The organism is Microcystis sp. LSC13-02 (assembly GCA_002282935.1).
In the GTDB taxonomy this organism is placed as follows: domain Bacteria; phylum Cyanobacteriota; class Cyanobacteriia; order Cyanobacteriales; family Microcystaceae; genus Microcystis.
Genome location: MTBT01000322.1, coordinates 1 through 24,001 on the forward strand (window position 1 = coordinate 1; position 24,001 = coordinate 24,001).

General features: G+C 42.9%; 27 protein-coding genes, 1 tRNA gene and 2 pseudogenes. 8 read left to right on the forward strand and 22 right to left on the reverse strand.

Features of this window, described 5'->3' with window-relative positions:
• Positions 1 to 128: 128 nt before the first annotated feature.
• From BGL89_RS19995 to petB, 3 genes and pseudogenes are all read right to left on the reverse strand, one after another.
• Positions 129 to 341 (reverse strand): annotated as a pseudogene (locus tag BGL89_RS19995) (transposase); the annotation flags it as partial.
• A 141-nt stretch (positions 342 to 482) separates the two neighbouring features.
• Positions 483 to 965 (reverse strand): cytochrome b6-f complex subunit IV, encoded by a 483-nt coding sequence (gene petD, locus BGL89_RS20000; RefSeq protein WP_286827283.1) that lies wholly within the window; start codon positions 963 to 965, stop codon positions 483 to 485.
• 51 nt (positions 966 to 1,016) lie between these two features.
• Positions 1,017 to 1,685 carry a cytochrome b6 gene (petB, locus tag BGL89_RS20005; RefSeq protein ID WP_002798126.1) on the reverse strand — a complete coding sequence of 223 codons (669 nt, stop codon included), beginning with the start codon at positions 1,683 to 1,685 and terminating at the stop codon, positions 1,017 to 1,019.
• Positions 1,686 to 2,180: 495 nt separating this feature from the next.
• Here petB and BGL89_RS20010 point away from each other — a divergent pair, with 495 nt between their 5' ends.
• The 5 genes and pseudogenes from BGL89_RS20010 to BGL89_RS21560 form a co-directional block, all read left to right on the forward strand.
• A complete protein-coding gene (locus BGL89_RS20010) occupies positions 2,181 to 3,617 on the forward strand; it encodes a circularly permuted type 2 ATP-grasp protein (RefSeq protein WP_286827284.1) in 1,437 nt (478 codons plus the stop codon).
• 70 nt (positions 3,618 to 3,687) lie between these two features.
• Positions 3,688 to 4,689: an alpha-E domain-containing protein gene (locus BGL89_RS20015; protein ID WP_286827285.1), complete on the forward strand. Its 1,002-nt coding sequence runs from the start codon at positions 3,688 to 3,690 to the stop codon at positions 4,687 to 4,689.
• Positions 4,689 to 5,555 (forward strand): transglutaminase family protein, encoded by an 867-nt coding sequence (locus BGL89_RS20020; RefSeq protein WP_286827286.1) that lies wholly within the window; start codon positions 4,689 to 4,691, stop codon positions 5,553 to 5,555. The genes BGL89_RS20015 and BGL89_RS20020 overlap by 1 nt, the downstream gene beginning before the upstream one ends.
• 12 nt (positions 5,556 to 5,567) lie before the next feature.
• Positions 5,568 to 5,906, forward strand: coding sequence for a hypothetical protein (locus BGL89_RS20025; protein ID WP_286827287.1), 339 nt, complete (start codon positions 5,568 to 5,570; stop codon positions 5,904 to 5,906).
• 37 nt (positions 5,907 to 5,943) lie between these two features.
• Positions 5,944 to 6,009, forward strand: a pseudogene (locus BGL89_RS21560) (DUF29 domain-containing protein); the annotation flags it as partial.
• Positions 6,010 to 6,059: 50 nt separating this feature from the next.
• Here BGL89_RS21560 and BGL89_RS20030 read toward each other — a convergent pair.
• Positions 6,060 to 8,204 carry a pentapeptide repeat-containing protein gene (locus tag BGL89_RS20030; RefSeq protein ID WP_502692646.1) on the reverse strand — a complete coding sequence of 715 codons (2,145 nt, stop codon included), beginning with the start codon at positions 8,202 to 8,204 and terminating at the stop codon, positions 6,060 to 6,062.
• Between the two features lie 287 nt (positions 8,205 to 8,491).
• Here BGL89_RS20030 and BGL89_RS20035 point away from each other — a divergent pair, with 287 nt between their 5' ends.
• The gene (locus BGL89_RS20035) at positions 8,492 to 8,929 is read left to right on the forward strand and encodes a DUF29 domain-containing protein (protein ID WP_286827288.1); all 438 of its coding nucleotides are present in this window, start codon (positions 8,492 to 8,494) and stop codon (positions 8,927 to 8,929) included.
• A 190-nt stretch (positions 8,930 to 9,119) separates the two neighbouring features.
• On the opposite strand, the gene BGL89_RS20040 is transcribed toward BGL89_RS20035, so the two are convergent.
• From BGL89_RS20040 to BGL89_RS20050, 3 genes are all read right to left on the reverse strand, one after another.
• Positions 9,120 to 10,463, reverse strand: a complete 1,344-nt coding sequence (locus BGL89_RS20040) for a TldD/PmbA family protein (RefSeq protein WP_286827289.1) — start codon at positions 10,461 to 10,463, stop codon at positions 9,120 to 9,122.
• 104 nt (positions 10,464 to 10,567) lie between these two features.
• Positions 10,568 to 11,110 carry a DUF456 domain-containing protein gene (locus BGL89_RS20045; protein WP_286827290.1) on the reverse strand — a complete coding sequence of 181 codons (543 nt, stop codon included), beginning with the start codon at positions 11,108 to 11,110 and terminating at the stop codon, positions 10,568 to 10,570.
• A 2-nt stretch (positions 11,111 to 11,112) separates the two neighbouring features.
• Positions 11,113 to 12,582 (reverse strand): TldD/PmbA family protein, encoded by a 1,470-nt coding sequence (locus BGL89_RS20050; RefSeq protein WP_286827291.1) that lies wholly within the window; start codon positions 12,580 to 12,582, stop codon positions 11,113 to 11,115.
• A gap of 184 nt (positions 12,583 to 12,766) precedes the next feature.
• On the opposite strand from BGL89_RS20050, the gene BGL89_RS20055 reads away from it, so the two are divergent.
• On the forward strand, positions 12,767 to 13,231 hold the full coding sequence (locus BGL89_RS20055; protein ID WP_286827292.1) for a hypothetical protein: 465 nt from the start codon (positions 12,767 to 12,769) through the stop codon (positions 13,229 to 13,231).
• Positions 13,232 to 13,548: 317 nt separating this feature from the next.
• On the opposite strand, the gene BGL89_RS20060 is transcribed toward BGL89_RS20055, so the two are convergent.
• The 4 genes from BGL89_RS20060 to BGL89_RS20075 form a co-directional block, all read right to left on the reverse strand.
• Entirely contained in the window at positions 13,549 to 14,802 is a 1,254-nt protein-coding gene (locus BGL89_RS20060) for a DNA cytosine methyltransferase (protein ID WP_286827293.1), read from the reverse strand.
• 43 nt (positions 14,803 to 14,845) lie between these two features.
• Positions 14,846 to 15,187: a PIN domain-containing protein gene (locus tag BGL89_RS20065; protein WP_353743965.1), complete on the reverse strand. Its 342-nt coding sequence runs from the start codon at positions 15,185 to 15,187 to the stop codon at positions 14,846 to 14,848.
• A gap of 138 nt (positions 15,188 to 15,325) precedes the next feature.
• A complete protein-coding gene (locus BGL89_RS20070) occupies positions 15,326 to 15,454 on the reverse strand; it encodes a hypothetical protein (protein WP_286827295.1) in 129 nt (42 codons plus the stop codon).
• Positions 15,455 to 15,456: 2 nt separating this feature from the next.
• Positions 15,457 to 15,678 (reverse strand): hypothetical protein, encoded by a 222-nt coding sequence (locus BGL89_RS20075; protein WP_079208850.1) that lies wholly within the window; start codon positions 15,676 to 15,678, stop codon positions 15,457 to 15,459.
• 583 nt (positions 15,679 to 16,261) lie between these two features.
• Here BGL89_RS20075 and BGL89_RS20080 point away from each other — a divergent pair.
• Positions 16,262 to 16,456, forward strand: a complete 195-nt coding sequence (locus BGL89_RS20080) for a hypothetical protein (RefSeq protein ID WP_190722684.1) — start codon at positions 16,262 to 16,264, stop codon at positions 16,454 to 16,456.
• Between the two features lie 60 nt (positions 16,457 to 16,516).
• On the opposite strand, the gene BGL89_RS20085 is transcribed toward BGL89_RS20080, so the two are convergent.
• The 11 genes from BGL89_RS20085 to BGL89_RS20135 form a co-directional block, all read right to left on the reverse strand.
• A tRNA-Leu gene (locus BGL89_RS20085) sits at positions 16,517 to 16,601 on the reverse strand.
• Complete coding sequence (locus tag BGL89_RS20090) at positions 16,580 to 17,467, reverse strand: M48 family metallopeptidase (protein ID WP_286827296.1); 888 nt, start codon at positions 17,465 to 17,467, stop codon at positions 16,580 to 16,582. Before BGL89_RS20090 ends, BGL89_RS20085 begins: the two co-directional genes overlap by 22 nt.
• Complete coding sequence (locus BGL89_RS20095; protein WP_286827297.1) at positions 17,460 to 17,879, reverse strand: tetratricopeptide repeat protein; 420 nt, start codon at positions 17,877 to 17,879, stop codon at positions 17,460 to 17,462. The genes BGL89_RS20090 and BGL89_RS20095 overlap by 8 nt, the downstream gene beginning before the upstream one ends.
• Positions 17,880 to 17,998: 119 nt before the next feature.
• Positions 17,999 to 18,736 (reverse strand): sulfite exporter TauE/SafE family protein, encoded by a 738-nt coding sequence (locus tag BGL89_RS20100; RefSeq protein ID WP_286827298.1) that lies wholly within the window; start codon positions 18,734 to 18,736, stop codon positions 17,999 to 18,001.
• A 31-nt stretch (positions 18,737 to 18,767) separates the two neighbouring features.
• On the reverse strand, positions 18,768 to 19,535 hold the full coding sequence (locus BGL89_RS20105; protein ID WP_286827299.1) for a proteasome-type protease: 768 nt from the start codon (positions 19,533 to 19,535) through the stop codon (positions 18,768 to 18,770).
• Between the two features lie 219 nt (positions 19,536 to 19,754).
• Complete coding sequence (gene fabG, locus BGL89_RS20110) at positions 19,755 to 20,531, reverse strand: 3-oxoacyl-[acyl-carrier-protein] reductase (protein WP_002782849.1); 777 nt, start codon at positions 20,529 to 20,531, stop codon at positions 19,755 to 19,757.
• Positions 20,532 to 20,668: 137 nt separating this feature from the next.
• A complete protein-coding gene (locus BGL89_RS20115) occupies positions 20,669 to 21,574 on the reverse strand; it encodes a lysophospholipid acyltransferase family protein (protein ID WP_286827300.1) in 906 nt (301 codons plus the stop codon).
• A gap of 105 nt (positions 21,575 to 21,679) precedes the next feature.
• Entirely contained in the window at positions 21,680 to 22,165 is a 486-nt protein-coding gene (locus BGL89_RS20120) for a DUF29 domain-containing protein (protein WP_286827302.1), read from the reverse strand.
• Between the two features lie 233 nt (positions 22,166 to 22,398).
• The gene (locus tag BGL89_RS20125) at positions 22,399 to 22,803 is read right to left on the reverse strand and encodes a type II toxin-antitoxin system VapC family toxin (protein WP_286827303.1); all 405 of its coding nucleotides are present in this window, start codon (positions 22,801 to 22,803) and stop codon (positions 22,399 to 22,401) included.
• 6 nt (positions 22,804 to 22,809) lie between these two features.
• The gene (locus BGL89_RS20130) at positions 22,810 to 23,106 is read right to left on the reverse strand and encodes a hypothetical protein (protein ID WP_286827304.1); all 297 of its coding nucleotides are present in this window, start codon (positions 23,104 to 23,106) and stop codon (positions 22,810 to 22,812) included.
• A gap of 362 nt (positions 23,107 to 23,468) precedes the next feature.
• Positions 23,469 to 24,001 (reverse strand): M10 family metallopeptidase C-terminal domain-containing protein (locus BGL89_RS20135; RefSeq protein ID WP_286827305.1); only part of this gene is annotated, 533 nt, incomplete at its 5' end.

Here is a 24,001-nt window from a genome sequence, read left to right on the forward strand (position 1 = left end):
CAATTGTTCGAGCCTTTGACTTGATGTTGCAAGCGTCTTTGTAGCAATTTAAGCTTACTCTGTACTTTCAACAAAAATCGAGGGGCTTTGAATGAACTACCCCGCCGCAAGCGGACGGGGTATCAGAATCAAAATATACTCAATTGTAGATTTTGGTGTAGCTGCAGGTATTCTTTATCTTGTTCTTTTACATATCTCGCTATCATACCTTCATCCCCATGCTTTCCTACCGTACTTGCGTAATATCCATCACTCCAAAACTCTCCTCCCCACAACTGCTTTTTCACTTGAGGACACTTTTTGAAAATTTCTCTCGCCGTTATACTTTTAATCATTGTCACTTCCCGTTAAACTGCGTAGCGGTTAACGGGAGTCCTCTCGCGACCTTGAGATAGAAGAAATCAAAATTAAAATTGCCCACGATCGCTCTTCCAAAGTCAGGAATCACAAGCGTGGGCAACAAACCGGTGGTGTTCAGTAACTTAGAACAAACCGAGAGTTAAAGATATATCGATGGGGAAAGTGGCACCAATACCTAACCAGATCGTGACCACAGTACCAAATAGGAAGATAGCGGTAGCGACGGGACGACGGAAGGGATTTTGGAATTTATTGACGCTTTCAATAAAGGGAACTAACATCAAGCCTAGGGGAACGCCGGCCATGCAAGCGATACCTAAGAGTTTGTTAGGAAGAATACGGAGAATTTGGAAAACGGGATAAAGATACCACTCTGGCAGAATTTCTAGGGGAGTAGCGAAAGGATCGGCAGGTTCACCGATCATGGTGGGATCCATAATCGCTAAACCGGTGCAGAGTCCGATCGTACCAAAGATAACCACCGGGAAGATATAGAGCAGATCGTTAGGCCAAGCGGGTTCACCGTAGTAGTTGTGACCCATCCCTTTAGCCAACTTAGCGCGCAGAGCGGGATCGCTGAGATCGGGCTTTTTTAATGTGGACATGGATAATGTCTCCTAAAAATGATTTCGGATCGACAGAGATACTTTTCTGAATTATAGAGGCCCAGAAATGCCTTGTTTACGGATCATCAAGAAATGTAGCAACATGAAGACCGCGATCGACCAGGGCAGGACAAAGGTATGTAAGCTGTAGAAACGGGTTAAAGTTGCTTGACCGACGCTTTCGCTACCGCGCATCAGGGTGACGAGTTGATCGCCGACGACGGGAATAGCAGCAGGTACACCAGAAACGATTTTAACCGCCCAGTAGCCCACCTGATCCCAGGGTAAGGAGTAACCGGTGACACCGAAGGTAACGGTGATCACGGCCAAGACAACCCCAGTTACCCAGGTTAATTCGCGAGGTTTTTTGAAGCCACCGGTCAGATAGACGCGGAAAACGTGCAGGATCATCATTAAGACCATCATACTGGCAGACCAGCGATGGATAGAACGAATTAACCAACCAAAGTTGACTTCGTTCATGATGTACTGTACGGAGGAGAGGGCCTCTGCTACAGTGGGTTTGTAGTAGAAGGTCATGGCGAAACCAGTGGCAAACTGGATCACGAAGCACACAAGGGTGATACCCCCCAGACAGTAGAAGATATTAACGTGGGGGGGAACGTATTTGGTGCTGATATCATCAGCGATCCCTTGAATTTCTAAGCGTTCCTGAAACCATTGATAGGCTTTGGAATCCGTTACTTGTTTGGTAAACATTGCGTAACCAGTAAGAAAAATGAAAGATTTAAGGTGTGACCTTTAAAAAATGTAACACAGTTTTCAGGTCTAATTCTCGCTCTTGTCAGGTTTCTCCACCAGTGGGGATCGAGGGGCGATCGCCAGCCCCGAAAAACGGCTAACTTCCTAAAATTTCCCTTAAAATGTCTCCTAGACTACAAAAAATCGGTACAATTGTCCGACACTGGGAATAGTTGACACTCCTGGGCTTAAAGGAGTGAGGATTCTCGAAGCTCATCACAGCCCTTTCTGGTTTCCCTTACTTAGGTCTTACACGATTATGTCTGAACCGAACCTACTAGAATATCCCTTTTTGTCTCTTATGCAGACTTTCGAGTTCCAGGGTTCAACTCAATCGAGCCATTCACTACCGCCCACTCAGGGGATTCAAACCAGTTTTATTTTAACATCAAGCCGTCCTAAAAGGACGGGGCTTTAACCCAAAATTTTGGTAAGGTATGAAATGAGGTCAGTGTGCTATTAAATACCTACGATCCCGAAGGCTTCTACGACGAACTATTCTTAGATGATGGTCAACCTCGTCCCCACGCGTCCCCTTTAATCAAATGGTTGCAGAATCTGCCCCCCCGAGAACTTCAACAACACCGGGAAACCGCTCAGTCGGCCCTGTTTGAATTGGGGGTGACTTTCAATGTCTATAGCGACAATCAAGGGGTGGAAAAAATCTTTCCTTTTGATATTATTCCCCGAATTGTCTCGGCTGAGGACTGGGATTATTTAGAAAGAGGCCTGAAACAACGCATCAAAGCTCTCAATCTTTTTCTCTCCGATATCTACAATGACCAGTTAATCATTAAAGATGGCATTATTCCCCCCGAATTAATCGCCTCGGCAACGGGATTTCTGAAACCCTGTGTGGGACTGAAACCCGCCGGAGGTATCTGGTGTCACATCACGGGAACCGATTTAGTCCGCGATAAGGATGGTCAATGGTACGTTTTAGAGGATAATTTGCGGGTTCCTTCCGGTATTTCTTATGTCCTCGAAAATCGTCGGGTAATGAAAAGCACCTTCCCCGATATTTTCCAGACAATGAATGTTAAACCGGTGGATGATTATCCTTCCCATCTGTTGGAAACTCTCCTTAATTTAGCACCGCCCCAATTGCCTAATCCCACCGTGGTGGTTTTAACCCCCGGAACCTATAATTCTGCCTACTTTGAACATTCTTTTATTGCCCAACAAATGGGGGTAGAATTAGTGGAAGGGCGTGATTTAGTCGTCTTTGATGGTTATCTACAAATGAAAACCACTAAGGGATTAAGACGGGTAGATGTGGTATATCGTCGCCTCGATGATGACTTTTTAGATCCGGCGGTTTTTCGTCCCGATTCGATGTTAGGTGTACCCGGATTATTAAAAGTTTTCCAGGAAGGTCGCGTCGCTTTAGCTAATGCCCCGGGTACGGGAGTCGCCGATGATAAGGTTATTTATGCTTTTGTCCCCGATATGATTCGTTATTATCTGCGAGAAGAAGCGATTTTAAATAACGTTCCTACCTATCTTTGTTGGCGAGAAAAGGACTTAGATTATGTTTTAAATAATCTCGATAAATTAGTTGTGAAAGCCGCTAATGAGTCGGGAGGTTATGGGATGTTAGTCGGTTCTCAAGCTACCCCCGAACAAAGGGCAGAATTTGCCCCACGCATTGCCGCTAATCCCCGCAATTATATCGCTCAACCAGTGTTAAGTCTTTCTAGGGTTCCCACTTTAATTGACACGGAAATTGAAGGTCGTCATGTGGATTTACGTCCCTATATTCTCCATCGTGGCGATGAAATTTATGTGCATCCCGGGGGGTTAACTCGCGTGGCTTTGAAAAAGGGTTCTTTAGTGGTTAATTCTTCTCAAGGTGGTGGCAGTAAAGATACTTGGGTTTTAACCAAGTAATCAAGACAATAATCAAAATTTTGCTGGGTTACTAACCCACCCTAACCTCTTCACTTTTTCCTGGTTAATTATGCTTAGTAGAGTTGCCGATTCAATTTATTGGTTAAATCGCTATATTGAACGGGCAGAAAATGTCGCCCGGTTTATGGATGTTAACCTTAATTTAATGTTAGATGTACCTACCAGTGTTTTGCAACAGTGGGAACCTTTGGTTTTAACCACGGGAGATTTAGAACAATTCAAGAAACGTTACGGCACAGCCACCGCAGAAAATGTGATCAATTTCTTGACATTTGACACGGAATATAGTAGTTCAATTATCTCTTGTTTGCGCTGGGCGCGAGAAAATGCTCGGTCAGTTCGCGAGATTATTTCTTCGGAAATGTGGGAACAGGTTAATGGTTTTTTCTTGATGGTAAAAGATGCTTCCTCTTACCATCCTCAAACTACTTTACCGAACTTTTTTACCCAAGTTAAATTGGCTAGTCACCGTTTTGCGGGGGTGATGGATGCAACGATGACTCATAATGAAGGTTGGCATTTTGGCGTTATGGGAAGATTACAGGAACGCGCCGATAAAACCGCCAGAATTCTTGATGTTAAATACTATTATCTCTTACCTTCCGCTCAATGGGTAGGAACTTCTCTAGACCAAATTCAATGGATTGCTTTACTGCGGTCGGTGAGTGCCTACGAAATGTATCGTAAATGTCAACGACGGATTACTCCTAGTGACGTGGCCGAATTTTTAATTCTTAATCGAGAATTTCCTCGTTCAATTCACTTTTGTCTGCGGGAATTAGACCACTGTTTGCATCAAGTTACTGGTACTCCTATAGGAACTTGGGGGAATTCGGTAGAAAGAAGTTTAGGGCGACTTGGTGCGGAAATGAGTTATCTAACTATCGAGGATATTATTGAAACGGGATTACATGAATTCCTCGACCATATTCAAAAAAGAGTTAATGATGTGGGAATAAAAATGACAGAAACTTTCTTCGTTTTTAATCCTGAACTTGCCTCACCTCTGCCAGTAAATAACTTTCAATATCAATCACAATTAACAACTTAATGCGTTATCACATTCGGCATCAAACTAACTATTTCTATAATCAACCCGTGATTTTATCGCCCCATCTGCTGCGCTTGCGACCAAAATCCGATGGTGGGCAAACTTTACGAGAGTTCACGCTCAAAATTAACCCGGAACCTTTAACGATAACTAATATTATCGACCTCGATGGCAATTCTTGTTTACAAATTTGGTTTAATCAACCGACGGAAGAATTATTAATTGATGTGGTGAGTGAAGTAGAAACCCATGGAGTTAATCCTTTTCAGTATTTGTTGGAACCTTGGGCGACCTGTTTACCCTTTGATTATCCCATTTCTCTCCACAGTCAATTACAACCCTACAGACAATTTTATGGGTTAGCTAATGACCCTGATGTGGCAGCATTAGCCCAAGAAGTTATGCGGGAAACCGAGGGACAGGTGCTATCTTTCCTGTTTAATCTTAATGACAAAATTTACCGAAATTGTCAGCAAATTATTCGTCTTACTGGGGAACCCTATCTACCCGGAAACACTTGGAAAAATAAGCAGGGTTCCTGTCGCGATTTTGTGGTTTTATTTATGGATGTGTGTCGCTGTGTGGGATTGGCTTCCCGTTTTGTCAGTGGCTATCAAGAAGGAGATTTAGACCAAGGAGAAAGATATTTACACGCTTGGGTAGAGGTGTATTTGCCGGGGGGCGGCTGGAAAGGCTATGATCCTACCCATGGATTAGCGGTGAGTGACCGTCATATTAGCCTCGTTTCTAGTCCAATTCCCCGTTATTGCGCGCCGGTAGAGGGAAATGCTCGACCGGTTAATCTCGGTCATCAAGTGATAGAATCTCAGCTATCATCGACAATCGCAATCGATTTGTTATCTTGAGGAGAATTTTTTATGGCTAAAGGATTTGGCACAGCAACAAAAGGACATTTAGGCTATGTTTTATTGTTGTGTCCTACTGCTAATGCCTATGCAGCTAATCATAGTTTAGATGGGGAGGGAGAGGAGTTTATTGGGGTTACTAATATGTTAGAAATGGCGCAAGTTTGGACTAAAAAAAGTGCGGCGCGTGAGGCAATAATCAAATATGCAGATTTTTTGATTGAACAGTTAGAAGAAACTCCCAAAGTAAATATTCAGATTAGAAGTTTAAAGCGTTTAGCCAATGGCAAGTTGGTTACGGAAGTGTTAGAGGAGTTAACTTTTGAACAAAATTCGGCTTCTCCTAGATAGAAAGCCATTTAAGTAATTTTCTATGGAGAGTTAAATTATGTCATCAACTGCCTACGAAACTGATTATAATCAATGGCTAAAAGAGACGGTAAAACAGTTACGAGGATGCTCTAGCCCTAACTAGGACTGCGCTAAAGCGCAACTATAAACCTATCAGAAGCCTAATATTCCCAAAATTATCGGTAAGGCTTTTTGACAGGCTTGGGCAAGTTTGCTGGCAGGTTCCAAAGCTTTAGCAATTGTTTCGAGAAAATTAACTGCTCGTTGGGCTTTCTTTTGCAATCCGGCATCATCAGGATTTTGACTAGCTTGGGCAATCTTTTTCACTTGGTTGGCGGCTTCGGCTTTTTCTTCTGCATCTAAATGGCTGTCAATTTCAATCGCCTGAGTCAGTTCTTGCAGTAGGGCTTTGAGTTGGGCGTTTTCTGGGGAAGCGTCGGATGCAATTTGGTTAATGGTATTAGTTACATCGCCGATGATTTCGCCGAGGTTAACGACGGAATTAATGATGTCGCCGATGTTAATATTTGGGGAACTGTCGTTACTATTGCTCATGGCTTTTGCTTCTACATGGATGGGACGGTTGGCGAGGGTTTTGGTAATTTCCATCATATCAACACTTTGTTGGCGATAGATGGCAATTATTTCCTCATCTTTGGCGGTGAGTTGTGCCTTATATTGCGCTTCGATGGCTGCGAGTTGTAGTTGATAATTTTGGTTAAATTCTTGATGAATTTTCTCTTTATCAGTATCGGGCGGTACATGGACTTTTACCACTATCACGCCATCTCCTTTATTGGCAATGCTCTGCACCTGAAGCGGCGTATCTTCATTCTGCACTTGTACTTCTTTTAAGGCGGCAATGAAAGCTTTCCAATCCACCCCATTGCGGAAAATGAGGTCAACGGTGTCGAACATTTCGGCAAACAATTTAGTAAATTCCCCTGGTTGAAATTCACCACTGCTGGGGCGGCGTTCTTTTTGCCCATTAAGCAGGTAAATATACTGGCAGTCAATCTCATCCAGTTGGGTGGTGGCATCAATATTCCAATTTTCCACGCAAGCACCCGTCAGAGTAGCATGGCGCAAATCGGTGTTGACGGCGTTGACTTCGGTGAGGTTTGCCCCGGCAAGGTTGGCGTATTGCAAGCTGGCTTCACTGATATTCGCTAGGCGCAAGTTGGCAGTTTGCAGGTTTGCCCCGTCTAGGTATGCCCCCCGTAAATTGGCTTGGGCAAAGTCTTTTCCGGCTCCGGTGCGGGAATCAATCAGAAATTCTCTAATTTGGGGATTGGCTAATAAGGTATTGCCGGGGCGGGCTAATTCCAATTTAATTGCTTGTTTAAAAATTGTTTTATTCAAGATTGCCTGATTAAAATTGGTACTTTTTAAGGTGGCTCCTGTAAAATCTGTTGCGGTTAAATTGGCTTGAAAAAAGGATGTGCCACCAATAGCAGCAAAGGCTATCACAATTTTACGCAACCAAGGATCGCGGTGTTCTTGTTTAAGGGTCAGCCAACCGAGCCAACAATAAAATAAGGCTACGGCTACGGATATGGCTACGGCTGCGGTTACGGTTCCGGCTACGGCTACGGATATGGCTACGGCTAGGGCTACGGATATAGCTACGGCTACAGCTAAGGCTCCGGCTCCGGCTCCGGCTCCGGCTACGGCTCCGGCTCCGGCTCCGGCTCCGGCTACGGCTCCGGCTACGGCTCCGGCTCCGGCTCCGGCTACGGCTCCGGCTCCGGCTACGGCGAAGGCTCTGGCTAGGGCTAAGGCTACGTCTAGGGCTACGGCTCCAGCTCCGGCTCCGGCTCCGGCTAGGGCTGAGGCTCCGGCTAGGGCTCCGGCTACGGCTCCGGCTACGGCTACGGCTACGGCTATGGCGAAGGCCAAAATATTTTTACGCCAAGTGACAGCGCAAAAACAGATGAGAAAAATTAAGGTGGACCAACCAGCAACTTGGTTTTCTGGATTGGAATAAAAAATTAAGCCCACCATATAACCGCCGAAGGCGGAGAAAAAACTCGAAATCACAATTAACACCAAAGCCAACCCCAACAAAATCACCACCCACCGCTTCGGCAATCCCGCCGTCGCCCCAGCAAACTTCACCCCCGTCAAATTCGCCCGACTAAAATTTGCCCCGCGTATATCACAACCACTGAAATCCGCCCCCGCTAAGTCCGCACTGCGAAAGTTACCACCCCGCAAGGATTCCCCCCGGAAATCCCGCCGCCCGTTTTTGTACTGTTCAATAACTGCCGCTGCCTTCATCGCCTGCAAAATTGCCATACTATGCCCTCAATCTTACTACAAGTCAGAAAGCGGGTTTCTTTAGAGAATCCGATTGATACTCCCACCCCACTAAGCACTTCGGGATTCTTGGTTCAACGAGTCCACGTTCAAAAACCTGGCATTTTTATGGGCAATCGCGTCAGGTTCCACACCTCACGTTCTAGAATATATCTGGATTTCCCCCATAGATATCTACTACAATAGCCGAAAACCCCTATCTATCAATGGATACACCCATTAACCTTTCTTAATCTACTAAGTAATTTTCTATGGAGAGTTAAATTATGTCGTCAACTGCCTACGAAACTGATTATAATCAATGGCTAAAAGAGACGGTAAAACAGTTACAAGAGCGTAATTTTGAGCAGGTGGATTGGGATAATTTAATTGAAGAAATCGAGAGTATGGGGAAAAGTGATAGACGAGCTTTAATGAGTCTGTTAACCCGTCTTATCGAACATCTTTTAAAGCTGGCTTATTGGCAAGAAGAAAAAAAACGGTCAGGTAATCATTGGGCGGCAGAAATAGTCAATTTTCGCGCCCAAATTCAGCATCGTTTAGAAGATAGTCCCAGCTTACGGCCAGAATTAGCAGTTATGTATGATAAGGTTTATCCAGTGGCGATTAAATCGGTTTCTCAGCTTTTTTCCCTCAATTCAGACGCTCATATATCCCTCGAACAAACATTAGATGATAATTGGTTTCCCCCGGCTGAAAAATAGTTCTTATAGCAGTTATCTTAATGGTGAGGTATGAAGTTTTCGTTTTGGGGAGATGGGAGATTATTTTTATTTATTCTCCCCAGTCCCAATTCTGGTGCAGTTTAAGAAGTAATTTGGATAGTCAACAGCTTGCCCACTTTGCGGGGGTATTACCCTGATTAATACCCCCTATTTTTGCTCCGGTATAGTGTTAAGCTTCTCCTGTGATTGATAAACCTTCTACCCAAACGTAGGGACAAACACCACTGGGAGTGATAACTGCTTCTGGTTCCAGATAAACAATCGATTTCAGCAGTGTTAAAATATCTCCGGCTACGGTAGCGGAATCGATGCTAACGCGCTCATTTTTGTTAACTAACCAACCATCAAACGGCAAAGAGAAGGAACCTTGTAGAGAATTAACTCCTGCATGAAGTGCCTGTAAACTATCAATTAAAACCACATTTTCTGCTGTTTCCAAAGAATAGCTCTTTGGTTGATTAGCACTAGCAAAAACGTGATAAAAATGGGGACTAACCGTTACTTTTGACCCAATGTTACCGTTGCCAGTGGGTTCCGTATTCATCCGTTTAGCGGTAATCGTGCTATGGAGAAAATTACTCAAAATCCCCTCTTTAATTAATTCCACACGATGGGTGGGAGTGCCTTCACTATCAAAAGTTTCGGCGGCAACATTAGCCGGATGGAGGGCATCATCGCACAAATTTAAGGCAGTGGCTGCGATTTGTGTTCCTAGGGATTCTGGAGTAGAAAGACTCTGTTTATCAAGGACATTTTGGGCATTAAACAGATTAGAAAATGCTCCCATTAGACTCAAAAAGGCGCGAGGGGCAAAAACCACTAAATATTTACCCGTGATAATCGGTTGATAGTCCAGATGGCTAACAGTTTTGGTAATCGCTTCCTCGATGCAACCATCGATATCTAATTTTTCCAGGCCCGGACTGACCCGAAAAGCGCCGGCGCTGCGGGGTTTTTTGCCTTCCTGTTCGGTTTTGGTGTATAAATACACACTGGCATAACTACGCGCTTCCTGACGCATTGCCCCGTCGCTATTGAGATAAAAACGTCTGACCTGCTGTTGTCCCAAACCGTTATAGGGAACACTGGCAATAGCCGGATGGGCCGCTAGTAAAGATTTTTCGGCGGCTAATAACTTATCGATGAGAGTGGATACAGCTGCTTGATTAGACATTTCGCTGGCCACTTCTGTGGTAGGTGCAGTGGCTGCGGGACTAAAATCGGGGACATTTTCCTTAACGCCAAAAAAGCTGGCTTCTTGGGCGGTTTTCAGGGCTAATTGCAGTCCCACCGGGTCCACATCGGTGGTCGAGGTGACACCAACTTGATTATCCCGATTCCAGACGCGAACGATAACGCTGGAACGATTGGAAGCTTGTACCTGTTTGGGTTCCCCTTGAAACACATCCACATCGGTTTCATCGACAGAAGAACCATAGATGTCGTATTTAGCAATTCCTAAAGCTTGGGCGCTAGAATTAGCTATTTGGGCAATATCTTCAACTTTTGGCATAGATTTATGGGGGGTTAGGGGTTGGGGGTTGGGGGTTGGGGGTTGGGGTGATGGGGAGAATAAATAAAAGCTGAATCCTGTCTCCTGACGGCTGATAGCTATACTTAGCCTAAATTGGCTAAATTAGGCCAGGTGGTGACAATAAAGACGATAACGGCAGCCGTGGCCAGCATAGCTTTAGCAACGTGACCGATAACCGTACCGACGACGATACCGACACAGACTTTTAGGGATTGTTGCAAACGGGGGGTTAATTCCAAATCGCGACGATAGGCGTATTCTCCCAAAAAAGCCCCCACCACCGGACCGATAAATAAGCCGATAATTGGGCCGCCAATGGGTAAAGCGGGTAAAAGCCCGAATATTCCCGCTAATAAGCCCACTACTAGCCCGATTTGACTCCAATTGCTGGCCCCAACTTTTTGGGCGCCGAGATAACTAGCGAGGAATTCCACCCCCAGACTGAGGAGAAGGATAACAAAGGCCACGGCTAAAGCGACCCCCATCCCCGCGAATTTGGTGACAAAACCCCATACCAGCATGGCGATTAAAATCAAACTCATGCCGGGGACAGCGGGCAGCAGTTCGCCAATTATCCCCACTATCATGATGGCAATGAGGAAATAGTAGAGGATTACTAAAGCCATGATTAACGACCGCCAACGGTAATAGAATCTACTTTTAAATGGGGTTGACCAACGGTGACATAAACGCTACCACTGACGGAACCGCAAAAACCCGCCGCTAGACCTAAATCTTGGGAACACATAGAGATTTTATTCATAATCTCCTTAGCTGAACCGATTAAAGTCGCGCCTTTCAGGGGTTTAGTCAGGTTGCCGTTTTCGATAAGATAAGCTTCCTCGACGGCGAAATTAAATTCACCGGTGGCCCCCACACTACCACCGCCCATTTTTTTGCAATAAATGCCTTTATCGATGGAATTAAAGAGATTATCGAGGGTATATTCCCCGGGAGCGATGTAGGTATTCCGCATCCGACTAGCGGCGGCATAGGTGTAGTTTTGACGGCGACCGCTACCTGTGCGCGGATGACCGGTTTTCATTGAACCAGTGCGATCGGCAATGAAGTTTTTTAGGATACCATTTTCAATTAGGAGAGTACGCTGGGCCGGCATTCCCTCATCGTCCATATCGATAGTACCGAAAGCTTTATCGGATAATCCTTCGTCCCAAGCCGTCAGGTTTTCGTGGGCGATTTTTTCGCCTTTTTTATCGAGAAAGGGTGTGGTTTTTTGCTCGATTTGGGTAGTTTCTAGCAAATGTCCACAGGCTTCGTGGAAGATAACACCGCCAAATTCATTGGCCATGACGATGGGATAACTGCCAGATTCTACATAGTCAGCGTAAAGCATTTTACCCGCCGATGCGGCCACTTCTGCCGCCGCTTCCTCGGCATTCCACGTCCGCAGAAAATCGGGATTACTGGTACTACCCAACCGTTTACCAATGCTAGAACGATTGGTCCCATCGGCACAGAGGAGATTATAGCCCACCGATTGGGTGAGGCGAATATCCCGGGCAAAAGTGCCATCACTAGCGGCAACTAAAACTTCTTGCCAATCGCGAAAATAAGCGGCGCGACGAGATTGGACGTGAGAGGCTTTCTGATTGAGTTGAAGGTTAGCATTTAGCAGAATATCACCCATTTCTCCCAAAGAACTGCAATTATTCAGCCAAATATCTTTATTTTTGACCGTGGCATAATCCCGGAACATTTCCAGATTGATTTCGGGAATATACGCGTTAGGACCGGGTAGGTTTAAACCGAGAATCGATAAACCTTTTTCTAGGGCATTTTTTAAGCCTTGGAAGCTTAAATCGTTGGTACTGACATAACAATCAGCTTTACCGCGAAAAAGGCGGATTCCTGCCCCTGTAGATAGTTTCGGTGAGAGACTGGTGATGGTGTCATCTTCGGCTAAACAACTGATATAGTTGACTCTTTCGAGGAAAAATTCGATAAAAGTTGCCCCGGCAGCCCGTCCCAGTCCTAGGAGAGTGGACAAGGGAGCCGCCCAAGAGCTATCAAAGCGCTCCAGACTAGGATTATATTTCAGGGTGGGGAGTTCTTTGGAGATGAGTAGAGTGGGTGACATAAAGCTGGTTTATCAGTTAATCGGCTGGTTTCTAGTCTAACAGCTCTCAGTTTTTTCCGTCTGGGGGTGGGTTAGCGTCGCCCAACCCGGCTAAATTTTTCTCCTTCATATCTCTTAATAAAAACCTTGATTCGATCGCTCATCACCAGCAAGATTAAATAAAGAGCGACTCAGGATAAAAATAATGGCCACAGCGACACAATTCTTAAACATTTCTGACTTGACAAAAGATGATTATTGTGTATTCGGTTTAGCGATTTGTTTTCTCAAACAGGAGGGAGAATTAGAAAAAGTGGCGGTGTTAGAACCGATTCCCTCGGCAGCCCTAGAGGCAATTGTCAAAGGAGTTCCCACTTCCTACGAATTTGCCCGCGCTATGAGTTTAGGAGAGGTTTTTCAGGACGATAATCCTCAAATACCCAGTAATTTTCCCGATAATACCCAATTATGCGAGAATTTTGTCGAAAGGGCGATTGCGGCCACTCGCACCTACAAAAATCAACCCCACCTGCAAGGGTTAATCTCCTTGGGCAGCCAAAAAGACGATTTAAACTTTTCCCTGGAGAAAAAACGCATCTTGAATGCTGTTCATGTCGTGCGGACGGAGGATAACGTCAAACAACATTCTCACACCCATAAGGTTTTGTAATCAAGGTTAGTTCGGGTTAGGGAAATTTTGCAGTTTTCCCTGATTCCGAACGGGTGCATCTTATATATTTGTGACTTTCTCTCACTTATGGTGAGCAGCAGAAGTTATTAAAAGAGGGCGAATACAATTCGCCCCGACAATAATATTATCGCACCAATGGTAGGGGCCAAAAACCTTGCATTATCCTTCTTATAGTACATCGCTTGGTACAAAAAACAAGGGCAACAAAGCCTGAAACGACCGGCTCCTGACTCCTGACTCCTGACTCCTACCACCACCGAAAAACTTTTTCAGCAGACCCTAATTAGCAGAAATTATTAAGGCAATGCTACACATAAATTTTGGGTAGCTGAATAAATATCTTCAAACAAATAATCCCATTGATTTTCTAAATGTTTAGCCATGTGGTAAGCAAGTAAAGGTGGCACAGCATTACCAATTAGTTTGTAACCATCCGTAGCCGAAAGTGAATATTTTTCATCTCCCTTGTTTTGTTGACGCACAAATTGAAAATCATCGGGAAAAGTCTGTATTCTCGCACATTCCCGCACAGTTAAACGTCTCATTTTTAACCCTGCTTCTAACTCATTAACTATCTTGCCCCCTAATTCTAAAGATAATCTCCTAAATTCAATATTACCGTGATGTTCCGAGCGAATAGTCGGACTTAAACCCTGTAAATTAACCTCGATTTGTCCCTGAGTTTTACCATAATATTTAGCTTTTGAGTAGCTTTTTTGTGAGAGGTCAAATAACTCATCTTCTGGTTCTGCTAAACCTGATAATATCTGACCTACTGTACTGTAAGTTTTAAATTCATGGGTTGGACGGGGAAAAATATCATTATTTTCTAGATGTGCTATCGCTGTCGCTTTTAAATAGGTTTTATTTAAACCAATAAAGATAATTCTTTCCCTAGTTTGGGGAATTCCGTAATCGGGAGCAAAGAGAAGTTTAGGGATAACTATATATCCATCTTTACCAATGGCACTAAAATCCTGTTCTATAATATCTTTAACATTAGCTAAAGACATTAAACCTTTGACATTTTCAGCAATAAAAACTTTAGGTAAGGTTAATTCAATAACTCTTTTCATCCAATGATAGAGTTTCCCGCGATTATCCTGAAAACTATCTTCACTCTCATCTAGTAGTTTCCCCGTGTGACTTTTGTGAGAATTAAACCCCTTTCTTTTTCCTGAAACACTAAAATCTTGACAGGGAAAACCTCCCGTTACTACATCGATATTACTGGGAAACTGAAACTCTCCTTTTTCTGCTTGTTTGACTAAATCTACAATACTCCCCAAGTGAAATACATTCTTTTTACCCCTTTTTTCAAAGTAGGGAATCCAAGCATTATGAGCAGCTTTAGTTATATCATTAGCAAAGACAGTTTCAAAAGTAGTGCGCGGTAGTTTTAGCCATGGTTCCCGTCTTTCTACTATCCAATCTTGATGAATATTTTCATTAACACAGTCTTGGTGTACCCAAAAACCTCCCTCTAATCCTAAGTCCATTCCCCCGCAGCCAGAAAATAGGGATAAAACTCGCTTTTGTTGCCTATTCATCACTATTGATTTAATGAGTAATTTAATAATATCACACTGATAATCAACTCGCTCGAAAGGGATTAATTAAAGTTAGTTGATTGGATATTATTAATCCATCCTGCATATCTTCAGAGTAAAGAATATTAGCCTCGGATGCTAAGGCACTAGCTACAATTAAACTATCCCAAAAAGAAAAACTGTATTGAGTGCGGAGTTCAGAGGCTCTTAAAATAATATTGCGATCAAGTTGAATAACAAGACATCCATCGTAAAATTCTTGAATAATTTGTCTAATTTGAACTTCACTTATTTTAGCTTTTTTGGATAAAACAGCGCAAACTTCATTAATAATTTGCGTACTGATTAAGATATTTTCCCTGCTAGTTAGGGCTTGCTGAATAATGGTAAAACCCTTTTAAAATAAAGCTTTTGACCTGTTAAAGTCCGATGTTAGTGCAAGAAAATAGGATTGGCAACAAAGCCTGAAACTCCTGACTCCTGACTCCTGACTCCTGACTCCTACCCCCACCGAAAAACTTTTTCAGCAGACCCTAGTTAAAGCGGCCGCTAGATTGCGTTTTCGCCTTTCTGCAGCATCGTTACACTCTGGGTCTATTAAAAGACGGTAGAGCCAGATATTAGAATCACAAAAATAAAGAGAATTGGTCATAATTATAGCTGATGAATTTCTTCCCGATTTAATTGACGAATACCTTTAACAGCAACGGGTTTCTGAGTTAATTGGGCAATGATTCCAGTGGTTGATATTTTTTTATTTTGTTTGATCACAATAACTTGAACTTCGCTGTCTTCCCTCAAGTCCTGTTGGTATTCTTCGGGAATTTCGATGATACCTTGTTTGATTTTGGCTTTAAATTCCACTGCATTTAACATATTGTTTCTCTCGAGCGACTGTCTATTAAGATTAATTATAACAAATCCTGGTTAATCCCAACATTTCCTTCGGCTCAAAGGTCTGCGGATTGGCATTGAAACTATTCTTTATCAATAGATTTATTGCGCTGGTACTCCCGAAGAAATCCCTAAGATTTATCCTTCCCTGAGTTGAGAACAAGTTTAGGCGACAATTTTATCTTATCTCCACAACCAAGCATAAGTTAAGCAATACATAGGGTTTGCTGAATAAATCTAAAAACCTTGTTGGATAAGACTTTTCGACCTTTTTGAAATCCAAAAGTGCCTGGCCTGGGAGTGATCAGGGGGAAATTCAGGTACTTTTTCCCTGAAAATTAGGTAATTGACCCCCTCAAAATCGGTAAAACCCCACACCCCACACCCTACACCCTGCTTCTAGGAAAAACTTTTTCAGCAGACCCTACATAGCTGATGGGTGAGAATGGGGTCAAAAAATGCGTGAGTAACCAAAACAAAATCCTTCGACTGTCGTACAGAAATTAATGAAAATTAAAGCGGAAAGACAAGCAAAAAGGCAAAGTTTATGATGTTGCAATATCTGATGGATGACAATATTGACCCATTTTATGTTAAGCAATTACGGAGAAAAAATAGAGATTTAGTGGTTTGGGCAATCGGAGAACCCAATGCACCAGAAAAGGAAACATTAGACCCAGAAATTCTGACCTGGTGTGAGATAAATAATTTTATTCTTAATACAGGTATGAGTATCAGGATAAAAACTAATCAAATCTAAACTAGGCTAATATTCTGGGATATTTCTAGACCATAATAGCCAGAAATTACTGTAATTTGATGGGCGGAGTCGGACTCGAACCGACATGAGGGGCTGCCTCGCCACATTTTGAGTGTGGTGCGTCTACCAATTTCGCCATTCGCCCTTGGCATTAACCTTATCATTATAACCCATTTTTGGCCCTTTTAACAAATTTTGATAATCGGGGGAACCGGCCCAACGATCGATTTCTCGCGCGCGCAGGACGGGGAGGGGATGGGTTAACTGTTGGGTTTGCAAACCCTTTAACATTTCGCCCATTTCCGAGGCGCTGACGGCATCGTAGGACTTGGCCTGATCGATAAAAGCCTCTAAATTTAATAAAGGTGCGAGACTGGGGGAACCTCCGGCTAACTTCATTAACACCGACATGACGATTTTTGGGTCTTGAACTGCCAATAATGCCGCTCGATCGCAACTAAACTCGGCGCAGCGCACCCATGCTAACATTCTCTGTTGTAGGGATCGTGCTAACATTGTCCCCCAATTGGGCAGTAATCCCGCCGCTAGGACCATAATATTGGCTAAAGTCAGATAAACGCCGTGTTCACATTTGAGATGACCTAATTCGTGGGCCATTACCGCTTGAATTTCTGCGGGATTTAGCATTTCGATTAGGGAAGTGTGTATAACCATAAACGGTTTTTTGCCGCGCATGGCGAATGTATAGGCGTTAGGAACGGGGTTTTGTTGAATGTATAATTGAGGTGGTTCTAAGTCGAGAATTCGGCAAGCTTCTAGGAGTAGATTATGCAGGTCGGGTAATTGTTTTTCTCCCACCAAAACACTAGCACCAATATTATTTAAGTAAAAGAATTCTTCAGCTACGGAACCTAATAAACTTCTCACGGCTATATCTAACCCAGGCAATTGTTTGAGGGAATTAGTTGCCTCTAGGTCGATGGGATGCCGAAAATCATTGGCTTTTAAGCCGAGTAATAACTGTCTTGATAATTCCATATTCTTATTCATTTAACCAAGCTTTGATGCGTTCTAAACTTTTCCAATCGGGTTTTCTAGCTAAACCATCGGCGATATTTTCATCCACTTCTTGGCGAACTTCTTTGTTTAAACTAACTAATTGTTGCACCAGTTCGATATGTTCTCTAACTCCGGCGGTTTTGGTTTCTAACATAGCTAAAACCAAATTGATCCGGTTTTGGGGGGAAACTTTATCGAGTTTTACGGCTTTTTGGGCGGCTTTTAGGGCTAATTCCGGTTTATCGGTGAGCATATATAACCAAGCTAAACAGGACCAAACGGCAGCATTTTTAGGAGCGCGATCGCTTAATTGTTTAAATTCCGGCAATAAACTGGCGGCGCTTTCTCCCTGTTGGTAGCGTTCTAAACCTTGTTCGAGGGTAAAATTGGCGGTTTCTGTCATTTTCAGCTGCGGGGTTAGTCAAGGAGCAATTTTAACGGTTATCGGTGTATTACATAGACTTAGTACAATTCACCTTTATCTAGTATTTTAGCAAAATTTGTCCCTTTGTCAGCAAAATTTTAAAAGATGATGCCGCGTTCTCGCCAGATCATCAATAAGCCACTCATCGAAACGAATAACATCACTGCTTGTTTAAATTGTTGGGGACTCATTTTTTCTAAAACTTTTTGTCCTAACCAATTGCCTGGCCAGGCCGCTAATCCTAATAATAAACCGTAACCAAGAAAGGGCAGATGTAAAACTCCAAAGGCCGCGTAAGCGATTAATTTGGCCACATGAACCACTACCATGTGAACGGATTTCGTTGCCACCATTGGTTCTTTAACTAGCCCATAGTTGATATAAAACAGGTTCATCATCGGGCCAGTACTACCGACTAATCCCGATAGGAAAGCGTAGATAAATCCCGAGGGCATAAAATACCAGGTTTTAATCTCAAAAAAAGGATTTTCTTCTTGGGGAAATAATTGTTTAAGCGAGGAGAAAACCAGAAAAATTCCCAAAACTAGCGGCAACCATTTGAATTGTAAATGGGCAAAGACAAAAGCGCCGAGGGTAGATCCCATAATTGCCCCAGGTAAATACCACACCGTCGAGGGCCAGTCAATGGCGCGCCAATACATTCCCATGCGTTGGACGTTACCGATTAGCATCCCCGTGGTCAAAACTGGAGGAATGACGGCAGCATCGAGAAACCAACCTAAAACGGGGAGTAGAATCAGGGGACTGCCGCCACCAGCAAGGGTACTAAAAAACCAAGCTAGACTACCTGCCAACATCAAGGTAACAATGATCATCGAGTTGTAAAGTTAATTCACAAAGAGTTACTTAATCTATTATGATATCTTCTTTTGGGTCTTCATCGGTATAATGCCATTCCACATTGGGCATAGCCTCGAAAGCTTGCCGGACGTAATCCTCCCAGAGTTTTCGCATTTTGGCTAGGTAGGGGTCTCCTAGGCGCAATTGTAACTTATGACGTAGGGTTAGGCTATTAGCTTCATACATACTCAAATAGATAGGCGGTCCGACGGAAATATTCGATTTCATGGTCGAATCGATGGAAAGTAAGGCACATTTAGCCATTTCCTCTAGGGGTGTATCATAGGTAATAGTGCGATCGAGAATCGGTTTACCGTATTTAGTTTCACCTATCTGTAAAAAGGGCGTTTCTTTGGTGGCTTGAATATGATTTCCCTGGGGATAAATCAGGAATAATTGCGGTTCTTCTCCTTTAATTTGTCCCCCAAGAATAAAGTTACATTGAAAATCAATCTTATCTTGTTCTAGCCAAGTTCTTTCCCTAGCTTGTACTTGACGACTTTTATCACCGATATAGTGGGCGATATCGTAGAGATGAGTCAGAGCATGGAGATTTTTATCCTCTTGATTGTGCAGATCTCTTTTTAGTTCGTGAATCACTCCTTGGCTAATCGATAAATTGCCTGATGTACAGACCATAATTACTCTTTCTCCCGACTGAGAAAAATCAAATAATTTCCGATAGGCCGAGATATAATCGACTCCCGCATTCGTACGAGAATCCGCACCCATAACAATGCCAAAACGATTGATAATTCCTAAACAGTAAGTCATTTTCAGTGAACAGTAATCAGTGAACAGTAATCAGTGAACAGTAATCAGTGAACAGTAATCAGTGAACAGTAATCAGTAATCAGTGAACAGTAATCAGTAATTAGTAATTAGTGAAGATTGATCGGTGAATAATATCATTTAAAACTTAAAATTTAAAACTTAAAACTTACCACTTTAATCTGATAACTAATCACTGATAACTGATAACTGATAACTGAATTAAGCCATAACCATACCACCATCGACATTAAAGACTTGACCGGTGATATAAATAGCGGCGGGATCGGCGGCTAAAAAACGCACCATCCCGGCGACTTCTTCCGGTTTTCCATAACGGGAGAGGGGAATATATTTGAGAATTTCATCTGCTTTGAGGTCATGAGTCATATCGGTTTCAATAAAGCCGGGGGCCACGGCATTAACAGTGATGCCTCGACTGGCAAATTCTTTGGCTAAAGTTTTCGTTAAACCGATAACACCGGCTTTAGCGGCGCTGTAATTAGATTGACCCGGATTACCCATCAAACCGGATACAGAAGTGATGTTAATTATGCGGCCGCTTTTCTGTTTTAACATCAATTTACTGACGGCGCGAGTGCAGAGAAAAACTCCGGTTAAATTGAGATCGATGACCGCTTGCCAGTCTTCTAATTTCATTCTTAACATCAGGGTATCCCGGGTAATACCGGCATTATTAACTAAGACATCAATATGACCGAATTTTTCTTTGGTACTATCTACTAAATTATCCACTTCTTCGCTTTTAGCCACATCTGCTTGTAGAGCTATTGCCTTTCCCCCGGCTGCAGTAATTTCTTCGACAACGGCATCGGCAGCACTGCTAGATTTAGCATAGTTCACCACTACAGTAGCACCTTGGCTGGCTAATTCTAAGGCGATCGCTTTACCGATCCCTCGCGAGGCCCCGGTTACTATGGCTACTTTGTCTTGTAAATGCTGGCATTCTGCGGGTAATAGTTTCATAATTTTCTGCATTCCCCAAATAATCGTCAAATCTCAAGAGAAAACTTTGTCCTGATAACTTTGCTCAAAACACTTCATTATCTCACAAGCGGGTTAATCTGACCGAAAAAATGCTCAATGGGGATCGCTTTGTCCCAACTTTCCCGTGGTTAGGATCGGGGAGAATTGGCTGCCACTAATTGATCAAGTTGCTGCTGCATCAAATAACAGACTTTCTCATAACATTCGCGTACATAACGGCGATCCCGGGCCGCTTTTTTGCCGTAACGTTCAAAAATAATCGGGGGACAAACCCGCGTCTGTATCGATACGGGTAAGGGAATATTCGGCAAGGGACCGATAGCTAGTCCCCAGGGTAAACCGAAATAGATGGGACAGGTCTCGGGGTCAATACCGAAAGGCCAAGGCATACCCTTTTTATGCAATTCTTTTAATTGAGGATAAATATCGTCGAGGACAAACAGGGTCGAGTGAGCGCCGTGGGAAATGGCGGGAATAATCGGCACTTCGTACTGTAAAGCTAGTTTAACAAAAGCTTGATTACCAGCAAAATGAATTTTATTTCTTAAACTGTGGGGACGGAAAACATCGGTAGCACCTCCGGGATAAATTAAGACACTAGCGCCACTATTTAAAGCAGCAATCGCCATTTTCGGATGAGCATGAACGGCCCCCATTTGGGCCGCTAGATGCGCTTGGGGTGCGAAAACTTGCCAGACTCGCGAATGCATCAAACCATAGATTAAGCGATCGCTGCCAAAGCGTTGGAACCAATCATACATCATCATAAACATATCGGGAGCCGCTAAACCGCCGTTATGGGAGCCGATGAATAATACCTGTCCTGAGGGGGGAATATTTTCCCAACCATCGGTTTTAACGCGAAAATAATGGTGATAAAACCAATCCAGAAGGGGGACAAATTTTTCGATCACCTGCGGATCGCGATCCTCTAATGACCAACCGGTGAGGGTATCAGCAGGGGCCTTGGCCGCTTGTAGGGATAATTCGGCAAAAGTCGCCGTAGATGAGATAAAAGAGCTAAAAATCTGCATTGATGCCAAGTTGATAATTTAAGCGCATCTTATTATCGCAAATTTGGGTTAAAAAACCCATCGTTTTAGAACGGCTTTCCTTGATAATTTTATCATCTTTAATGTCTAATCTTCACAGTTGAACCAATTTTTATCTAATAATTGCTCTAAACTGTAAGGACATTCTGGGGGAAAATTGCTAGAAAAACCAGTTTTTTCTTGAACATAGGCTAAAGCATCCTGATAGATTATCGGTAATTCCTCAGCTAAATAATCCTGTAAAGTTGTCGTTAGATATTTTCTTAATTGAGTGCGAAAACTGATAATTTCTGCTCGCCAATGATTCCGATTTCTTTCTGCTTCTGTTGTCCAATAGTGTAAAAGTAATAAATGCCTGATTACTTGTTCAAGTAAGCTACTGACTCGGTTTTTATCTCTTTTACTCAAGCTTTCTAATTCCTCAATTAAATGGATTACATCTAATTCATCTAAGCGATTTTCTTGGAGGAGTTTTATCGTTTCCTCTAACCAAAAATGTTGATCAATTTCGTAAAGTAGGGGCAGGTTTTCTCCTCCCTCTACTTGCAAGGGATTCTGATTTAAAGTTTTCATTTCGTTGTTGGCGGTTTTTAATAGGAAATAAGTACCCTCATATATATATTAGGCCACTTTCTCCTAATTTTGATAGTAACACGGGAAAAATCACCGCCCCCCTGACAGTGCGATGCCAAAGGCACTGCGTAGCAGTACGCCAACTTTGCAGGGTGCGTTACACTACGTTAACGCACCTTTTTACTGACTCAAGCTATTAAAATATGGCGGATGACTTAAAGATTGGGTTCAATTTATAACTCTACCCAATTCTCTAAACTTAATCCTTCAACCCTCAAGAAATCACCGTCATTAGAAACAACAATTAAACTTTTAACTATAGCAGTAGCAGCAATTAAAATATCTTCTGTTTGTATGGGTAATCCTCTTAATCTAAGATCAGCATGAATTTCGGCTGCTTTTTCTAAAATAGCTAAATCATCTAATAAAATAATTTGATAATCCTGACAAAGTTTGTTAAATCTTTCTCTTTGTTTAGGTGCAGCAACTGCCAAAAATCCCCTCTTAATTTCAAAATAAGTAATACAACTGATAAAGATACTTTTTCTTTGAGCTTTGACATCTTCAATTTTTTGATAAATTTCAAGATTACGCTTAATAATCAAAGAAACGATATTAGTATCTAGCAAATAACTCATAATCACCTATTTACGCTTAACTGCTTCATCGAAAATAGCCATTTGTTCAGGAGTAAAATCCCCGCCAATTTTTGATAAGATTTCTGTAGCCATAATAAAGCTACAATGCTCTTTCAATTCTGCCTCTGACATAGTGTTAAATTCCTCAAAAGGTAAATTTTTTTCAAATAATTTAACCAAATGTTTCACCATTTCTGAATAATTAAGCTCCTCTTTAAAGAAAGGGCGGTCTTCCATTAAAATAGAAACAACTTGCTCAATTCTCTTAATCATTGATTTTTGTTTGACATCAGTTGATAACATATTTATGCCTCCAGTAAATTTTCAATAATATTTATCAACTGCCAATATATCAAGTTTCTCGTGGTTATGCAACATCGTGAGTTCGATCTCGAATAGATCCCCGTAACGGTGTCTTGAGTGGGATGTACCGCCATTCTCATAGGATGGGGATTTCTGCGATGTCGAACCTGTTTGGGGTGAAGATGTCTGGCGTTGTCAGATCAGAATATGAAAGATGCAATGCAATCCTTGTTATCAAAGTAATTTCAGTTCCGGTGCTGATTCGGATCATCTTTCAAAGAAGTCCCTCGCTTTTAGCGATGGGACTTCTGCTGACACTCAGTTAAATGCACTAAGAGCTTATTGCCTCAAACCAGAGGATGTCACAGCACTATATTGGTGACAGGTAAACTATACACTCCAGCGATCGCCAATTGAAAGTCGCTGACTGCATCGCCGTTGGTATCCCCGCAAAGGAGACCGCCGTCAAAGCGCAGTTGTCCCGCTTGACCTGAAAAATCCGAGGCACCAATAAACGTGAAACTCTGATTACCAGCGTTGAGGGAGTTGGCATCGATGCCAGAGACATCAATATAGCGCAGTTGTCCCGCTTGACCTGAAAAATCCGAGGCACCAATAAACGTGAAACTCTGATTACCAACGCTGAGGGAGTTGGCATCGATGCCAGAGATGTCAATAGTATCAAGACCAGTATTGAAATCGAGGATTTTGTCTTGGTTTGCACCTTGACCGATTTCATCAACGCTGTTGAAGATAAAACGGTCCCGACCTTCACCTCCTGTTAGTTGATCTGACCCTAATCCTCCGTTAAGATTGTCCTCGCCACCGCCACCGATAATGACATTATTGGCAGTATTACCCGTAATTTTATCATTCCCCCAATAGCCATTGATTT

Excerpts from the sequence above, each read along its gene's own strand:
- BGL89_RS20050 (WP_286827291.1), bottom strand. The coding sequence starts at position 12,582 with ATGTCACCCACTCTACTCATCTCCAAAGAACTCCCCACCCTGAAATAT.
- BGL89_RS20125 (WP_286827303.1), bottom strand. The coding sequence starts at position 22,803 with ATGAGTTATTTGCTAGATACTAATATCGTTTCTTTGATTATTAAGCGT.
- fabG (WP_002782849.1), bottom strand. The coding sequence starts at position 20,531 with ATGCAGAAAATTATGAAACTATTACCCGCAGAATGCCAGCATTTACAA.
- BGL89_RS20095 (WP_286827297.1), bottom strand. The coding sequence starts at position 17,879 with ATGACAGAAACCGCCAATTTTACCCTCGAACAAGGTTTAGAACGCTAC.
- BGL89_RS20015 (WP_286827285.1), top strand. The coding sequence starts at position 3,688 with ATGCTTAGTAGAGTTGCCGATTCAATTTATTGGTTAAATCGCTATATT.
- BGL89_RS20025 (WP_286827287.1), top strand. The coding sequence starts at position 5,568 with ATGGCTAAAGGATTTGGCACAGCAACAAAAGGACATTTAGGCTATGTT.
- BGL89_RS20120 (WP_286827302.1), bottom strand. The coding sequence starts at position 22,165 with ATGAAAACTTTAAATCAGAATCCCTTGCAAGTAGAGGGAGGAGAAAAC.
- BGL89_RS20045 (WP_286827290.1), bottom strand. The coding sequence starts at position 11,110 with ATGGCTTTAGTAATCCTCTACTATTTCCTCATTGCCATCATGATAGTG.
- BGL89_RS20035 (WP_286827288.1), top strand. The coding sequence starts at position 8,492 with ATGTCGTCAACTGCCTACGAAACTGATTATAATCAATGGCTAAAAGAG.
- BGL89_RS20130 (WP_286827304.1), bottom strand. The coding sequence starts at position 23,106 with ATGTTATCAACTGATGTCAAACAAAAATCAATGATTAAGAGAATTGAG.
- BGL89_RS20090 (WP_286827296.1), bottom strand. The coding sequence starts at position 17,467 with ATGAATAAGAATATGGAATTATCAAGACAGTTATTACTCGGCTTAAAA.
- BGL89_RS20055 (WP_286827292.1), top strand. The coding sequence starts at position 12,767 with ATGGCCACAGCGACACAATTCTTAAACATTTCTGACTTGACAAAAGAT.
- BGL89_RS20100 (WP_286827298.1), bottom strand. The coding sequence starts at position 18,736 with ATGATCATTGTTACCTTGATGTTGGCAGGTAGTCTAGCTTGGTTTTTT.
- petD (WP_286827283.1), bottom strand. The coding sequence starts at position 965 with ATGTCCACATTAAAAAAGCCCGATCTCAGCGATCCCGCTCTGCGCGCT.
- BGL89_RS20060 (WP_286827293.1), bottom strand. The coding sequence starts at position 14,802 with ATGAATAGGCAACAAAAGCGAGTTTTATCCCTATTTTCTGGCTGCGGG.
- BGL89_RS20070 (WP_286827295.1), bottom strand. The coding sequence starts at position 15,454 with ATGACCAATTCTCTTTATTTTTGTGATTCTAATATCTGGCTCTACCGT.
- BGL89_RS20075 (WP_079208850.1), bottom strand. The coding sequence starts at position 15,678 with ATGTTAAATGCAGTGGAATTTAAAGCCAAAATCAAACAAGGTATCATC.
- BGL89_RS20040 (WP_286827289.1), bottom strand. The coding sequence starts at position 10,463 with ATGCCAAAAGTTGAAGATATTGCCCAAATAGCTAATTCTAGCGCCCAA.
- BGL89_RS20105 (WP_286827299.1), bottom strand. The coding sequence starts at position 19,535 with ATGACTTACTGTTTAGGAATTATCAATCGTTTTGGCATTGTTATGGGT.
- BGL89_RS20030 (WP_502692646.1), bottom strand. The coding sequence starts at position 8,204 with ATGGCAATTTTGCAGGCGATGAAGGCAGCGGCAGTTATTGAACAGTAC.
- BGL89_RS20115 (WP_286827300.1), bottom strand. The coding sequence starts at position 21,574 with ATGCAGATTTTTAGCTCTTTTATCTCATCTACGGCGACTTTTGCCGAA.
- BGL89_RS20080 (WP_190722684.1), top strand. The coding sequence starts at position 16,262 with ATGGATGACAATATTGACCCATTTTATGTTAAGCAATTACGGAGAAAA.
- petB (WP_002798126.1), bottom strand. The coding sequence starts at position 1,685 with ATGTTTACCAAACAAGTAACGGATTCCAAAGCCTATCAATGGTTTCAG.
- BGL89_RS20020 (WP_286827286.1), top strand. The coding sequence starts at position 4,689 with ATGCGTTATCACATTCGGCATCAAACTAACTATTTCTATAATCAACCC.